General features: G+C 41.8%; 16 protein-coding genes. 1 reads left to right on the forward strand and 15 read right to left on the reverse strand.

The window, feature by feature from the left end:
• Positions 1-41: 41 nt before the first annotated feature.
• The 9 genes from V6259_RS04295 to V6259_RS04335 form a co-directional block, all read right to left on the reverse strand.
• Positions 42-962, reverse strand: coding sequence for a DUF368 domain-containing protein (locus tag V6259_RS04295; RefSeq protein ID WP_341583452.1), 921 nt, complete (start codon positions 960-962; stop codon positions 42-44).
• Entirely contained in the window at positions 955-1,620 is a 666-nt protein-coding gene (locus V6259_RS04300) for a protein-L-isoaspartate(D-aspartate) O-methyltransferase (RefSeq protein WP_341583453.1), read from the reverse strand. Before V6259_RS04300 ends, V6259_RS04295 begins: the two co-directional genes overlap by 8 nt.
• The gene (gene surE, locus V6259_RS04305) at positions 1,617-2,363 is read right to left on the reverse strand and encodes a 5'/3'-nucleotidase SurE (protein WP_341583455.1); all 747 of its coding nucleotides are present in this window, start codon (positions 2,361-2,363) and stop codon (positions 1,617-1,619) included. Before surE ends, V6259_RS04300 begins: the two co-directional genes overlap by 4 nt.
• A complete protein-coding gene (gene truD, locus V6259_RS04310) occupies positions 2,341-3,435 on the reverse strand; it encodes a tRNA pseudouridine(13) synthase TruD (protein ID WP_133011901.1) in 1,095 nt (364 codons plus the stop codon). The genes surE and truD overlap by 23 nt, the downstream gene beginning before the upstream one ends.
• The gene (ispF, locus tag V6259_RS04315; RefSeq protein WP_133011902.1) at positions 3,432-3,923 is read right to left on the reverse strand and encodes a 2-C-methyl-D-erythritol 2,4-cyclodiphosphate synthase; all 492 of its coding nucleotides are present in this window, start codon (positions 3,921-3,923) and stop codon (positions 3,432-3,434) included. Before ispF ends, truD begins: the two co-directional genes overlap by 4 nt.
• A gap of 21 nt (positions 3,924-3,944) precedes the next feature.
• Positions 3,945-4,637 (reverse strand): 2-C-methyl-D-erythritol 4-phosphate cytidylyltransferase, encoded by a 693-nt coding sequence (ispD, locus tag V6259_RS04320; protein ID WP_341583456.1) that lies wholly within the window; start codon positions 4,635-4,637, stop codon positions 3,945-3,947.
• Positions 4,634-4,909 carry a septum formation initiator family protein gene (locus V6259_RS04325; protein WP_133011904.1) on the reverse strand — a complete coding sequence of 92 codons (276 nt, stop codon included), beginning with the start codon at positions 4,907-4,909 and terminating at the stop codon, positions 4,634-4,636. Before V6259_RS04325 ends, ispD begins: the two co-directional genes overlap by 4 nt.
• A 102-nt stretch (positions 4,910-5,011) precedes the next feature.
• Positions 5,012-6,313 carry a phosphopyruvate hydratase gene (eno, locus tag V6259_RS04330; RefSeq protein ID WP_133011905.1) on the reverse strand — a complete coding sequence of 434 codons (1,302 nt, stop codon included), beginning with the start codon at positions 6,311-6,313 and terminating at the stop codon, positions 5,012-5,014.
• A 52-nt stretch (positions 6,314-6,365) separates the two neighbouring features.
• Positions 6,366-8,000 (reverse strand): CTP synthase, encoded by a 1,635-nt coding sequence (locus V6259_RS04335; protein WP_133011906.1) that lies wholly within the window; start codon positions 7,998-8,000, stop codon positions 6,366-6,368.
• A gap of 525 nt (positions 8,001-8,525) precedes the next feature.
• Here V6259_RS04335 and V6259_RS04340 point away from each other — a divergent pair.
• Entirely contained in the window at positions 8,526-9,206 is a 681-nt protein-coding gene (locus V6259_RS04340) for an AAA family ATPase (RefSeq protein WP_133011907.1), read from the forward strand.
• Between the two features lie 42 nt (positions 9,207-9,248).
• On the opposite strand, the gene V6259_RS04345 is transcribed toward V6259_RS04340, so the two are convergent.
• The 6 genes from V6259_RS04345 to accA all read right to left on the reverse strand — a co-directional run bounded on the left by V6259_RS04345 (position 9,249) and on the right by accA (position 15,851).
• Positions 9,249-11,294, reverse strand: coding sequence for an FUSC family protein (locus V6259_RS04345; protein ID WP_341583457.1), 2,046 nt, complete (start codon positions 11,292-11,294; stop codon positions 9,249-9,251).
• 9 nt (positions 11,295-11,303) lie between these two features.
• Positions 11,304-12,164, reverse strand: coding sequence for an HlyD family secretion protein (locus tag V6259_RS04350; protein ID WP_341583458.1), 861 nt, complete (start codon positions 12,162-12,164; stop codon positions 11,304-11,306).
• A 5-nt stretch (positions 12,165-12,169) separates the two neighbouring features.
• Positions 12,170-12,373, reverse strand: a complete 204-nt coding sequence (locus tag V6259_RS04355; protein ID WP_341583459.1) for a DUF1656 domain-containing protein — start codon at positions 12,371-12,373, stop codon at positions 12,170-12,172.
• Positions 12,374-12,520: 147 nt separating this feature from the next.
• A complete protein-coding gene (locus V6259_RS04360; protein ID WP_341583460.1) occupies positions 12,521-13,456 on the reverse strand; it encodes a D-2-hydroxyacid dehydrogenase family protein in 936 nt (311 codons plus the stop codon).
• A gap of 22 nt (positions 13,457-13,478) precedes the next feature.
• The gene (tilS, locus tag V6259_RS04365) at positions 13,479-14,786 is read right to left on the reverse strand and encodes a tRNA lysidine(34) synthetase TilS (RefSeq protein WP_341583461.1); all 1,308 of its coding nucleotides are present in this window, start codon (positions 14,784-14,786) and stop codon (positions 13,479-13,481) included.
• Between the two features lie 117 nt (positions 14,787-14,903).
• A complete protein-coding gene (gene accA, locus V6259_RS04370) occupies positions 14,904-15,851 on the reverse strand; it encodes an acetyl-CoA carboxylase carboxyl transferase subunit alpha (protein ID WP_341583462.1) in 948 nt (315 codons plus the stop codon).
• Between the last annotated feature and the right edge of the window lie 6 nt (positions 15,852-15,857).

Here is a 15,857-nt window from a genome sequence, read left to right on the forward strand (position 1 = left end):
ATAACCTACAACCTTAAAAGTCACCTGAAAAGTAAAAATCATTATTTGTATATTTTTCGTAAAGAAACGTAAGAAATAAGAAAAACACTAAAAAAACCTAACAAGATAAACACCAATGGAAGCAATAAATCAGTACTGATTTGATAGTTCATCAACTGCCAAGGAAGAATCAAATGCTCTTCTACTGGTAGCTTTTTATCGCCAATAATGACCCAACTATCCGTCACTTTCCAAGGCCATACTTTGACTAAAGCGCCTAGCATGATGCCTGTTAAAGCAGAAAGTGTAACCTGTTTAGCGTGTTTAAGCAGATAATTAAGTACTTTAGAAAAGCTCAACAACCCAATCAAGGCCCCGCAAGCAAAGATAGCTATAATCAAAAGATCAAAGCTTTTAACAGCCCCTAAAATAAAACCGTACATCCCCATCATCAGCAATAAAAAACTGCCTGAAATGCCTGGTAATATCATTGCGCAAATAGCAATCATCCCAGATACAAACACCATAGGATAAGAAGTGTTTAACTGTGTTGGCACAATTAAAGAAATCGCAGCGCCTACGGCTATTCCGACCACAAGACAAGCAAAATGACGAGATGAGAACGCGTGTATTTGGCTAATTAAAAAATACGCTGAGGCTAAAATCAAACCAAAGAAGAAACTCCACAAATACTCAGGATACGTTGCTAACAAATGGGTAATCAGTCCTGCAATTGCAAAAATACTGGTTAAAATACCCAGTCCAAGTGGTAATAAAAAACGCCCATCAAAATGCCCCCAAAGCCCCTTAAAATCACCTTTTAAAAGCAATTTTATGCTGTCTTTGTTAACGCCACTTAACGCATTAATCAAACGGTCATACAAACCTAAGATAAAAGCAATAGTACCACCAGATACTCCAGGGACAACATCCGCAGCCCCCATCATTACGCCACCCAGATACACTTTTAGCCAATTAGGCATATTCTTTACCTTCTAATAATGGAACAAAGTTCGCAGACGTTGTTCCTAAACATTTCCAATGTTGACCTTTTTTTTGCCAACACCCTATACAAGAGCTAGGCCTATCGATTGGCATAATAAGAATGCCATTTTCTTTAAGACAATCCGTTAACGCAACCGGGACTTTACTCGCCATGGCGGTAATGATAACGGCATCCATGTCGATTTTATGTGGCCAACCCATCTGACCATCACCAAAATAGAACTCGACGTTTTTGATATTCATTCTATTAAGTCGGTCTTTGGCCAATTGATAGAGAGATTCTTGTCGCTCAATGGTATGAACTTTATTAAAAAAATGAGCAAGAATTGCCGTTTGATAACCAGACCCTGTTCCCACTTCCAATACCCGACCACGGCGCGCATAGTTCAATAGCCATTGCGTCATCCGCGCAACAGTCACTGGCTGACTTATAGTTTGATTTCGTCCGATAGGCAAAGGGGTAGCAGAATAAGCAAGGTGAGAAAAAGCAGGCTCAACAAATTCATGACGAGCAATACTTCCCATAAGAGCCAATAACTCTAGATGATCAATACCCTGCTCTTTAAGTTGAGCAACCATCTGTGCGGTTCTAGGCTCGGTATGTTTAACCAACCATTGCAGATCATATGGGCTCATAATGTCAAAGAAACAACCCAATCTTCCAAAGGTTTCTTGGCTTCATGACTGGTCATATCAGTATGAATTGGCGTAATAGATACATAACCTTCATCCACCGCATGAAAGTCTGTTCCAGGTGATGCGTCGTAAGGCTTTGAAAGCGCTCCAATCCAAAAGCTAGGAAGCCCTTTGGGATGCTGCGCACTAATCGCTTCTTGAGCCCGATGCCGATAACCAAGACGCGTGACCTTAATGCCTTTTAACGACTCGTAAGGTACATCAGGTACATTAATGTTTAACAGCACTCCAGGGGCTATAACTAATGAAGGAGAGTCTTGGATTAGTTGCAATATAACCTTAGCCGCCGTTTCAAAATTTGTACTTCCCACTAAAGACACTGCCAACGCAGGCCGACCAAGATGACGAGCCTCCATAGCCGCCGCGACCGTACCAGAATAGATCACGTCATCCCCTAAATTAGCACCATGGTTAATGCCTGAAACCACCATATCAACGTGACCAGCTATCACGCCAGACAATGCCAAATTAACGCAATCGGTCGGAGTACCATCTACGCGATAATGATTATCTGAGATTTTAGTGGGCTGTAATGGTCTAGTTAACGTCAACGAATTACTCGCTCCACTACGATTTCGATCTGGTGCCACCACTAAAATGTCATATTTGGTCTCTAACTGAAGGGCGAGTATGTTAATTCCCTGAGCATCAATACCATCATCATTCGCGATCAATATTCTCATGATATTTCTCTGCTGATTTGTCAATAAAATCTATCATTTCACGCAATATACTGGTCGCAAAACACCCTTTAGAAAGTGAGAACTCTACTATAAGTTGAGCTTTCTCATTTGGTATTTGAAGCAATTCCCAGGCCATATCCATTGGCATTAGTCGCGCCAAGCGACTCTCTCGAGACAAACCAAAATTAACCAAAGCCTCAACAAGCTCATTACTTTGCGACAAACTATTTTTTATTGCTTGTTCTCGCTGCGGACCCGTTCCAGCCTCCCAACCCTCACAAACTAACGGTAACACTGGGTGTAACTTACCTCTCATCGCACCAAGATGCAGAGCCGCTGTCATGTCTTTCACTCGAAATTGGTTATCTTTACCCTGATGCTGAGCAATATCTGCGTCGCAAAGTCGAGCCCACATTCCTGTTTCTACTTGATCACTCAAAGCTTCATTGAAGCACCAAGAACGAATCGCCGATAACCAAAAAGATTCCGTCTTTGAAAGCTTGTTACGACTTTGCCTTCCTTTTAGTACAAGGTTCTTGCCGTTATGCAAATTATTGCCGTTAATCCCAAAGCGCTGAGGACCGTAGTAGTTGGGCACGCCCCCCATTTTAATCAACTCAAGGCGATCTTCTAGTTCACTTAAATCGCCTTCCAACTCCCTAATTCGCAATACAAAACGGTTTGCTACATGGCTACCGGTGCGCAGTTTTTTAGAGTGACGGGATTGTTGTATCACGCGAACACTTTCAGGCTCACGAAATGCTTCCTGAATAGTAGAAAAGTCAGGCGTTTGGTTAAGTACATGAAGGCAAAACCACTGTCTTGTACAAGCATGGCGATCTTTAACGCCACTATAAGTTACCTTGTTGGGTGCAACCCCTGCGATTTGAGCCAAACGCTTAGCAAGGAAATCTGTATTAATTCCTTGTTTTTCAATAAAAACAAAACAAAACTCACCTTGTTCATCTGGCTCAAAACCCAAAACTTCTTCAACATAAAAGTCCTGTACTGTGGTTTTTAAGTCTCCAGTAATCGTTGGTTTTGACCAGGCATAGCGCCAATCGGTGTTCATTCGTTACTCACTTTATAAATTAGTGCTACCGCTTCAACAGCGATACCCTCTTTTCGCCCAGTAAAACCTAACTTTTCTGTTGTCGTTGCTTTTACATTAACCGCATCAATATCGATTGATAAATCTTCAGCGATATTTTGACGCATCGAATCGATATAAGGCCGCATTGTCGGTGCTTGAGCAATAATAGTGATATCCACATTGCCAACCAAAAAACCCAAAATTCGAATTTCTTGATAAGCTCGCTTAAGAAGTTCTCGGCTGTCAGCTCCTGAGAAAGCCGCATCGGTATCAGGGAAATGTTTGCCTATATCACCTAATGCTGCGGCGCCTAATAGGGCATCAGTTAATGCATGTAAAGCGACATCGCCATCAGAATGGGCAATTAAACCTTGGGAGTAAGGGATCTTTTCACCACCTAAAACAATATGGTCACCTTCACCGAATTTATGTACATCAAAACCATGACCGATACGAAACGGCATCATAAGAAGCCTCCCATTTTGTAATTAATTAAGTTGTGAAAATAATGCTTCTGCGATTAATAAGTCTTCCGGTAAGGTGACTTTTATATTGCTACTTTCGCCGACAACAAGATCAGGGTGCCAACCTATAAATTCCATAGCAGAACACTCATCTGTGATCTCAACACCGTGCAAGTGAGCTTTTTGCAGCGCTTCAAGTAAATCATGTGCGGGGAATTTTTGTGGCGTTTGCGCCAGCCAAATATCCTTGCGGTCTAACGTATTCTGAACATTACCTGATGGAGACTGACGTTTAATCGTATCGCGTGCGGGAATCGCTAAAATAGCGCCATGCTTACTAACGTTCGCAATAATACGGTCTAATGCATCTTGCGTTAGAAGAGGCCGAGCGGCGTCATGAACTAACACTGACTGTTGATCTATTCCATGACATTCATTGAGAAAGGCCAACCCTAACTGAACGGTTTCGCTGCGCGTTTCACCCCCGATATAAGTAGAGACTTGGGGATGATTTATCCATTTTGATTCTTGCCAGTAAGCATCATTTAAGCCTAAACCAACAAGAATACCGGCAACCATAGGATGGTTTACAAAAATGGAAATAGTACGATCTAGAATAGACTGTCCAGCCAAAGGGAGGTATTGCTTAGGAAAGCCCGCCTTCATACGCTGGCCAACCCCTGCAGCAGGAATAATAATCCAATGTGGTTCTGTCATTTTCCAACTATCCGATAAAATACTTCACCATCTTTAATATATTGAAGCTCGGTTCGAATATGCTCTTCAACAGCCTCTTCACCCTGCCGGAGATCATCAACCTGAGCCCTTAATGCTTGATTACGGTGTTTAAGTCGAAGGTTCACACTTTCTTGATATTCAATCTGTTTAGCTAATTCCTCTTGGCGCTTTATCCCTTGATCACCATAATATAGATGATATCCCTGATAACAAATGACACAAGCAAACAGAAAAAACATCGATCGCAGCATAACGCCCTCTATCTATTAACGACTCCCTATTATTAAAGGAAATCGACTAAAAAAGTATAAAAAAAGGGAGAACAATGTTCTCCCTTTTTAGATCAGGGCAAATTATGCCTGACCTTTGATCTCAGAAAGACCTTTGTATGGTGCTTTTCCACCTAATTGCTCTTCAATACGTAGCAATTGGTTGTACTTAGCGACACGGTCAGAACGACATAATGAACCAGTTTTAATTTGTCCAGCCGCTGTACCAACCGCAAGATCTGCAATTGTTGCGTCTTCTGTTTCGCCAGAGCGATGAGAAATAACAACGGTAAAACCAGCATCTTTAGCCATTTTAATGGCCGCTAATGTTTCAGTTAAAGAACCAATTTGGTTAAACTTGATTAAGATCGAGTTAGCGATACCGTTGTCGATACCACGCTTAAGAATCTTAGTATTGGTTACAAACAGATCATCACCAACTAATTGGATTTTATCACCCATCAATTTAGTTTGATGTGCAAAGCCATCCCAATCAGACTCATCAAGACCATCTTCAATCGAAACGATTGGATATTGCTTAGTAAGATCTTGTAGGAAAACGTTAAACTCTTCAGAAGTGAATTTTTTACCTTCACCTTTAAGGTCATAGATATTGGCTTCTTTATCGTAAAACTCAGAGGCTGCACAATCCATTGCTAACGTAATATCTTTACCTAGATCATAGCCCGCTGCTGCAACAGCTTCTTTAATTACAGCCAATGCTTCAGCGTTAGACGAAAGGTTTGGCGCAAAACCACCTTCATCACCCACTGCTGTACTTAGACCACGATCACTCAATACTTTTTTCAGAGCATGGAAGATTTCAGCGCCGTAACGTAATGCTTCACGGAAATTTGGTGCACCAACTGGCTGAATCATAAACTCTTGGATATCAACGTTGTTATCAGCGTGCTCACCACCATTGATGATGTTCATCATAGGCACAGGCATAGAATAAACACCTGGCGTACCATTCAAATCAGCAATGTGTTGGTAAAGAGGTACCTTTTTAGAAATTGCCGCCGCTTTAGCTGCTGCCAAAGAAACCGCTAAAATGGCATTCGCCCCAAAAGTAGATTTATTCTCAGTACCATCTAAGTCGATCATCACCTGATCAAGCTCTTTTTGATCTAGTGCGCTTTTCCCTATCAAGGCATCACGAATTGGACCATTTACTGCTGCAACTGCTTTTAGAACACCCTTACCTAAATAACGACTTTTATCGCCATCACGTAATTCTAAAGCTTCTCGAGAACCGGTAGAGGCACCAGAAGGTGCACACGCTGAACCCACTGCACCATCAGCCAAAATAACATCAGCTTCAACAGTAGGATTACCACGAGAATCTAAAACTTCTCTGGCTTTAATATCAACGATCTGACTCATAAAAAACCTCTTAAAATAAATAAAAAATTACAAACAATCTATTTGCTAACCGTTATTTTTCTTTGCCAGCATATTTCAATGCCGCATGGACAAAGGCACTAAATAGCCCATGTCCATATCTAGGCGTAGAAGTAAATTCAGGATGGAACTGACAAGCAACAAACCAAGGATGATCCGCAATTTCAACCATCTCAACCAAGGAGTTATCTGCCGAGCGACCTGAAATGGTCAAACCCGCTTTTTCAAGCGCTGACACATAGAAATTATTTACTTCGTAACGATGACGATGGCGCTCTTCAATGACGTCTTTCCCGTAGGCCTCAAATGCTTTTGTGCCTTGCGTTAAATTACAGTCTTGGGCGCCTAAACGCATTGTTCCACCTAGATCGGATTCCTCTGACCGGATTTCTTTGGAACCCTCTGCATTAGTCCATTCAGTAATCAGACCAACGACTGGGTTCTCTGCTTTAAGATTAAATTCTGTACTGTGTGCACCAGATAAGTTTGCTACATTTCGAGCAAATTCAATAACTGCTACTTGCATACCTAAACAGATACCCAAGTATGGCACCTTGTTTTCACGAGCATATTGAGCAGTGGTAATTTTGCCCTCTACACCACGTTCACCAAAACCACCAGGAACAAGAATAGCATCCATTCCTTTAAGCTGGTCTGTTCCGTTCTCTTCAATACTCTCAGAGTCAATATAATGCAATTTCACTTTTGTTCGAGCATGAATACCCGCATGATCCATGGCTTCGATGAGTGATTTATAAGCATCCAATAATTCCATGTACTTACCGACCATGGCAATATTAACTTGCTTCTCAGGGTTAAGTTTTGCCTGAGTTACTTTGTTCCAAATACTCAAATCTGGGATATCACAATCAAGACCAAAACGCTCTACAATCAAGTTATCCAGACCCTGATCATTTAACATTTGAGGAATACGGTAAATAGTGTCTGCATCTGGAAGAGAAATAACTGCGCGTTCTTCCACGTTAGTAAACAAAGAAATTTTCTTACGTTCAGGCGCTTCAATAGGAACTTCGGAGCGACAAACAAGAATATCTGGCTGAATGCCAATGGAACGCAATTCTTTGACTGAATGCTGTGTCGGTTTGGTTTTTGTTTCACCCGCTGTACGGATGTAAGGGACCAAGGTCAAATGCATAAACAACGCGCGATGAGAACCGACTTCAACTTTCATCTGACGAACGGCTTCTAGGAAAGGCTGTGACTCAATATCACCAACGGTACCGCCAATTTCTACTAAAGCGATATCGGCACCTTGTGCACCGGCAATAACACGTCGTTTGATTTCATCTGTGATGTGGGGAATAACTTGAACAGTACCACCAAGGTACTCGCCACGGCGCTCTTTCTTCAAAACGTGTTGATAAACACGCCCTGTCGTAAAGTTATTACGCTTGCCCATTTTAGTGGAGATAAAACGTTCATAGTGACCTAGATCTAGATCCGTTTCCGCACCATCTTCGGTAACGTAAACTTCACCGTGCTGGAAAGGACTCATGGTACCAGGATCCACATTGATGTATGGATCCAATTTTAGCATGGTGACTTTTAGCCCACGTGATTCGAGTATCGCGGCTAAAGAAGCAGCAGTTAGACCTTTACCAAGTGATGAAACTACGCCGCCTGTGACGAAAATATATCGTGTCGCCATGAGTGTTTAACCCGCCTTAAAAAATGAGAAAATTAGATTTGATGGTGCAGATAAATACACCTTCAGGACGGGAGAAAATAATAACATTGGAAGACGTTTCACTCAATGTAAAACACCCCATTTTGCATCAAAGTAAGTAAAAGGCCGCTCTAATAATTGAAAAGACATAGCAAAAAAAAGAATGTAGGGATCTCTCTTTACAGTCGATGTTTTATACAACACCAGTAACCTCGGGATAACGCTCTTCGTTTCTCGTCTAAAAAAGGCGCAAATCAAAGGTCTAATAATCATTTCATCCAATAGAGACGCATACCCTCTACTTAAAACGACTGGAAAAATTGATTCTGTGTGCAATCAAATAAGAGATGGCTAACTGCTTGAGCTATGACAATGTCATTTTCTTGCTTTCTTGTTAAAAATTACCTACGCAATGAAGACGAACATAAAACGTCGTTCAGTCTACACTTAAGGTAGCGATATACAGCGACCTTAAGAAAGAGCAATGATATTTTATAGGAGCACAACATGATCCCAGATAAACTACATAACTTATATGCGTACTCTAGCGATGTAGAGCAAGCAATAAAAAAAATGGAAAGCATGTTAGTTAAACCTAATCGCTCAATAATTGGTTTAAGTGGCGGACCAGGATCAGGAAAAAGCACTCTTGCTAGATACCTCTACACAAGAATGAAAGAACTATATCCCAACCAAGTAGCTTGCCTTTCCATGGATGGCTTTCACCTAACCAAACAAGCCCTTGCGGAACTACCTAATGCAGAGGAGGCTTTTTCAAGGCGTGGTGCACCATGGACGTTTGATACCGAGAGGTTCATTCAAAAAACAAGAAGCTTAAAAGATATCTATCTTCAACAAGACGTACTTTGGCCAAGCTTTGATCATCGTTTAGGTGACCCAATTGAGAATGATATTATCATCTCGAAAGACACTAAAATAATACTAATTGAAGGGCTTTATCTTCTTCACAAAGACGATGGCTGGCAAGAATCTGCCGGTTTGATGGATCAACATTGGTTTCTTGATACGCCATTAGAACTTGCTTTCGAACGACTTGCTCAAAGACATATGCAGGCATTTGGCTGCACTCGAGATCAAGCCATGAGCAGAATTCAAAACAGCGACTGCATCAACGCCAAAACTGTTTTTGCCTGCAAATCTAACGCTGATTGGCATTTGACTATATAACCAATGAATTTAGGGAAGAGAATTAAAGCAGACAAGCCAAAATCAGTTTGGCTCTTCTGCCATTACTTCCGCACTTCGCTGTAAAGACAAGTTCACTCTTTGAAACATCCCCTGAATCATATCAGTTTGAGAGGTTTTACCTACTTTTCTAATCAGTTCATGATTCAATATTACACAGGCATTGTTAAAGCCTTCATCAAATTGACCTTTTGTTGCCATCATAAAAGCCTTTGCTAGTGCGCTTTGCCACTCGTCAACAGCCCTTAAATCAGCCCCCACAATGCTTTCACAAAGTGAATGCAAGCGAATAGAAACATGCCCCAAATTTAGCCCAGTCAAACCTAAATCGGTTACTACTCGAGTCTTTGAGCGCTGATCGTAATTAATCAAACGCAGTAAGCGGTCTTCCATTCTTCGGTTAAACCAAGCTTCTGCGTTCTCTCTATTCTTAAGTCCAGCTAAGTCTTCTGTTGTCGCTTTAAAAAGGCGACGAATCAGCAACTGATTACTCGGCCCTTCTATAAGCTGAAACAACCAATACAAAATAATCACACCAACAAAAATCGCCATGGCTGCACTTAATGTGTAATCCACAGAAAAAGCCAGAGACATATCCATGCTAGGCCGAACTAGAATCGTAAAGGGAATACAAAAACCCAATCCGTAAGGAAGTGTTTCTCGTTTTGATAAGGCTAGCAAACCTATAAAATAAGGACCCGCAAGCACCAATAACAATAACACTAGCTGTCCCGAACTTTGTGCTAGCAAATTAAGCGCGTAAAAAATAGCCACAGGAACAGCAACCAACACACCAATTAGCATACGACGCAGTACAACGCTCAAAATCATCAGAGGCAAACGAGCCAGCATAATTGAAAAAATAACAGGTAAGATCATAATCATTAAAGCGGCAGGTGAACCAGTATTAAGCCATAAAAAGGCCCCTATTAAAAAATACAAACTGGTTCTAAGACCCGTTACCAAACCCACAAGCGGATCACGATGTGAGTGCATACTCGGCGCTTTTAACAAAGTACTATCACGCTCTTCAAGCGCACGAAATGCGCGCAACAGAATCGCCAAATCCGCCGTTAACTCTAAGCCTGTTTTTAGCATTCTTATTTCAAAGGGGTGATTGCTACCTTCAGGTGGGCGCACCTCTGAAATATTTTTTCTCAGAAGCCTTACTTGCTCATAGCTGTCATTAAAATCATCTGCTTCTGCAATTTTCGAAAAAGCCTTTCTGAATTGATCTAAAAGCTCCGTAATCGCAGGCGTCATCATTTCTGTATGGCGCCGTTGCAGACGACCAAAAATCTGAATCACAGCCAAAAGAGACAATACTTTATGACATATTTGATTGGCAGCACGAGATCGCCCAGGCCCTTCTGGCCCTTCGTATGCCACTGCACTTGAGTCATCGCTAACCAAACTGAGTGTTTGCATAATAGCATCTATGTGCTGATGACGATTTTCATGAGAGCCTGATGGGTCTAATTCGGCAACAAGGTAATTCAACGTTTGATTGATAACTGAGCGAGATTGAATTTGTAGTCCATCTTTAACCTTCACTGGCCAAAAAAGATGGCTGACAATACCGGCACAAATGGCGCCAATAATCATTTCACTTACCCTAGCTTGCGCCACTGCAAACACAGCTTGGCTGTCTGCCGTCGAAGGGGATACCATGACAAGTAAAACAACAATTTCAGCGGTCACACCCGCCATAGCAAAGCCATAGATAAAGTTTGTTTGTCTCACCATCGCTGACAAAGCAGAATTTAAACCAAGCCACAAAGTCACAATACCAACGGCCAAATAAGGGTAATAGATAAATTGACTTAATATCAAAATACCCACTAAACCACCCACAAGCGTACCAGTAATTTGAAAAATAGCTTTTTCAATAACCAAACCGCTTTCAGGGCGCATTTGTAAAAATACAGCAGAAATCAACGCCCAATAAGGCCGATCAAGGTTTAAGAACATAGATAAGGTTAATGCCATGGACATAGCAATAACGCCTTTTAGCGCAAAAATAACAGAGCGCCGTTCAGGCATAAGCAGGGTTTGAAAAACAATACCCACGCCTCTCTCCTATCGTTCAGTAAGATGAATAGAAGCGGTCATACCGGCGCTAAGTCGAACACCACTGGGGAGTGGATCGAGTTTTATATCAACTGGAATGCGTTGTGCCAAACGAACCCAGTTAAAGGTCTGTTGAACTTGAGGAAGCAACTGATTATTACTTTGCGTATTGGTATTAGCAATGGCGCGCCCAATACTCACCACATGCCCTGTAATGGCCTTACCACCACTCATTAGAGTGATCTTCGCTTTCTGCCCAAGGTGAATCAAGGGTATTTTGGTTTCTTCGAAATACCCTGTCACATAAAATGAGTCCGCTTTCACTATCGCCAACACGGAAGAACCTCGGCTAACATAATTGCCTTGGCGTAAATTCAAATTAATAATATCGCCCGCCTCTGGCGCATAGACTTCAGTTCTCTGTAAATTGATTTTGGCTGTCTCAAGCTCAGCTTGAGCCAACTTATAATTTGCCTCTGCGACTTTGGTATTGATTCGAGCGGTTTCTAAATCTTCTTGGCTAATGGCGTTATTCTCGGTTAATTGTCGACGTCGTTCGTATTTATGCTTTGCAAGCTCCCACATATACTTTTCATTCTCAGCGCTGGCCTCACTTTCAGCTAACGCAGCTTGATAACGCTTTTGATCGACTCTAAATAGCAACTGACCTTTTTTGACCGGTTGATCATTATTAACATTAAGCTCCGTTGCCCAACCAGATACATCTGGCGCAATGGTAATAACATCAGCACGAACACGTCCATCTTGAGTCCATGGCGAATTCATATAATCATTCCACACCCAAGCCCCTGCCAATACAGCCGCAAGCACAAACAACAAAGTCACAAGAATACGTAAAAACTTCACCATAAGATTTATCTTCCACCAAATAAATAGACAGTTGCTGCTAGATAACAAAAAAACAATGACACTTCAAACCATGCCACTTTCCATATTCGCTCACGCAAATGAAGCTTATGCAAAATAAAACGAGTACCCGCCACCATCAAAAAGGCGATTGGAAACAAAATAACAAGCGGGCTAAACTCTAACCCACCAAAAGAGACGGCTTGAAGCATAATAATTCTAGTCTTATGTTGCCTAATGGGATTGTGCGATAAAACGTTAGATCAATATTAGAGCCTTAATGATCATTAAACCAAATGATTGTGCAGCTAAGTGCTAAACAAAAAAGAGAAATTAATACAACGCCAAGTTGGCGTTGTTTACCCAGCGAATGCGATCAAGTTCTCAAAGGCAACTCGACAGTAAAGCTCATAACTATTCTTCTCAACATAGCCGATATGAGGTGTTGCCAAAACATTAGGCAATAAAAGCAAAGGGTCTGACTCAGCAACAATTGGTTCTTGCTCAAAAACATCAATCGCAGCAAAACCAGGATGCCCAGAGCGCAAAGCACTTACCAGAGCATTCTGCTCCACCAGCTCTGCCCGACTAATATTAACCAGCAGAGCATCACTTTTCATTCTGCTAAGGTCTTCTCGTGTAACAGCCCCTTTGGTACTGTCATTTAGTCTTAAATGCAAAGATAGTACATCACTCTGTGAGAAAAATACTGCCTTAGATTCTGCCGCCATATAGCCCGCTTCTAACGCTTTTTGACGAGATGAGACGCTACCCCACACTAAAACCTTCATCCCAAAAGCGGTTGCGTATTTAGCCACTCGCTGGCCTATCTTACCAAAGCCCCAAACACCGAAGACCAATCCATCCAATGTACGCCCTAATCCTAGCGAATCGGATGATTGCCATTGGCCCGATTTCAGATGGCTGGCATAAGGAACAATATGACGAGAAGCTGCCATGATTAATGCCCAGCAAAGCTCAGAAGGCGCCACTGGGGAGCCAATGCCTTCAAGCACAGTAACACCATGACGCTGACAAGCTTTGGCATCAAGGTGATTGCTTATCTTTCCCGTTTGGCTAATCACTTTCAATTGTGGCAAGGCGCTTAGAAACGCTTCATCTACCGTCGTTCTTTCACGAATAAGAACCACAGCATCCATATTCTGTAATGCATTACACTTTTCTTCTGGCGTTAATATGTCACTAATAATCGTGACGTCATGTGCCTTCAATAAAGACATGCACTCAAGATTTTTTATGACATTTTGATAATCATCTAAGATCGCAATTTTCATATTTATCTCACCGCTAGACTTATTAATCACATAAAGGGAAAGGCAATGTTTCGTTTAAAAACCAGCTAAATTTGATGCTTTGATAGTTAGGGTGGCGCCATAATGAGCCTATCGCAACTAATTCGTCCTCCAAATAAAGATACGGTAAATGCTCTCGCCACCAACTAGGTACTTTCTGGTCATTGAACCACTTCTTCAGCTTACGAGTGTGTCCATTTTGCATCAAAATCGACACACCTTGAGGCCGTTCTCGCAAAGAGAAATGACCGTCACTTTCAACCAACACCTGATCAAAATCACGCTCAAAAATTTGCCCTAAAGCTAGTAACCCCAATGTCACTTCTTTATCTTTTGGCAGCACATAAATAGCGCCTTGATGGCGCATAATACGTCCAGAAGAAAATTTAAATTCAGGTTGTTTATCTAGGTCACTAAACACCATGAAATCCAAACTTTCCAATTGAGCATGGGATAACGAGACACCTCTTTCTTGTAAGAAATGGCGGAGCCAGAATAAGCGTTTATCCGAGGAAAGAGTACGGAAATTCGACAAAATTAAGCCACCGGCTGGACTACACCAATCCAATAATTGCTTAGCCGCAAAATCAGCCAGCATAGAGTAATCTGTGGCAAGACGTTGCGCCGTAGAAGCAATACTATGTTCCATCTGAGGGAACCGCGTTTCCAATGTAGGTATTATCCGATGACGCAAAAAGTTTCGAGTGAACTTTTCATTTCCATTAGACTCATCTTCTATCCAATGAAGTCCATGCTTTTTTGCATACGCGGTAATAGTATCTTTGGATGTATCTAATAAAGGGCGGATAAGTAGAGCCGACCCTAAATCACGCTCTTGAGGAATACCCGCCAATCCTTTTCCGCCAGTGCCCCGTAATAAACGAAATAAAACCGTTTCGGCTTGATCACCAGAATGATGAGCCATAAGCAAAACATCTTGCGGAGCTAATACCTCTTCAAAAGCACGATAACGAGCCTTGCGCGCCGCATCTTCAATCGAGGCTTGAGATGCTAATAAGACTCTACGAGCGACAAAGCGAACACCTAAATCCTGACAAACAGAGTCACAATGGGTTAGCCAATCGTCTGCATTCATGCTCAATCCATGATGAACATGAATGGCTGCCAATCTACTTTTTTGTTCAGGAGATAAAACACGCGTCAAGGCGTGGAGTAAAACATGAGAGTCAACCCCTCCGCTAAAACCAATCCAAACGACACCAGCACGACTAAACAGTCGTTCAACCCACTCTGGATTAAAGCTCAACGAGTTACTGGATGATAAAGGAGATACAGAAAAATAAAGGCTCATGATTAAAGTGAAAAGCTACTCTCGTCAATATATAAGCTAATAATATACAGCACTAACTCTCTCTATAAACGAAAAAAGCCCCCTAATATTAGGAGGCTTTCAGAAACGCTAGTGAAACTACAAACCGTAAGACATCAGACGATTATAACGACGAGCCAAAAGCTCTTCTTCGGTTAAATCATCCATACGACTCAATGCAGCCAGTAAATTTTCTTTTAGACTGTGTGCAATTTGTTCATGAGCAATATGCGCACCACCCATTGGCTCTTCAATAATGGTATCAACAAGACCAAGTTCTTTAAGTCGTTGAGCAGTAATCCCCATTGCTTTAGCGGCATCTGACGCGCGCTCAGCACTCTTCCATAGTATAGAAGCACAGCCTTCTGGAGAAATAACAGAGTAAGTTCCATATTGAAGCATCATTAATTCATCGCATACACCAATGGCTAACGCACCACCAGAACCACCTTCACCAATAACGGTAGAGATGATTGGCGTTTTAAGACGAGACATAGCGGCAAGGTTAAAGGCAATTGCTTCACTCTGTCCACGCTCTTCTGCGCCAATGCCTGGATAAGCCCCAGGTGTGTCGATTAGAGTAATAATTGGTAATTTAAAACGCTCAGCGGTTTCCATCAGGCGTAATGCCTTACGGTAACCCTCTGGACGCGGCATACCAAAATTACGAAGTACTTTTTCTTTTACTTCACGGCCTTTTTGATGACCAATAATCATCACTGGACGACCTTCTAATCGAGCTATCCCGCCAACAATGGCGCGATCATCTGCATAATGACGGTCACCGTGCATCTCTTCGAAATCTGTAAAGGCGTGCTTGATATAATCAAGGGTATAAGGGCGTTTTGGGTGGCGTGCTAATTGTGACACCTCCCAAGCACCTAGATTACTAAAAAGACTTTTTATAAGCGCTAATTTCTTGTCTTCTAGACGACTGATCTCATCGCTAATGTTGAGTTCATTGTCGTTGCCTACTAGACGCAATTCTTCTATTTTTTGTTCGAGTACAGCAATCGGCTGTTCGAATGGTAGATAATCTAAATTCATGTTTAA

This window comes from Marinomonas sp. TI.3.20, assembly GCF_038155025.1.
Taxonomy (GTDB): Bacteria; Pseudomonadota; Gammaproteobacteria; order Pseudomonadales; family Marinomonadaceae; genus Marinomonas; species Marinomonas flavescens.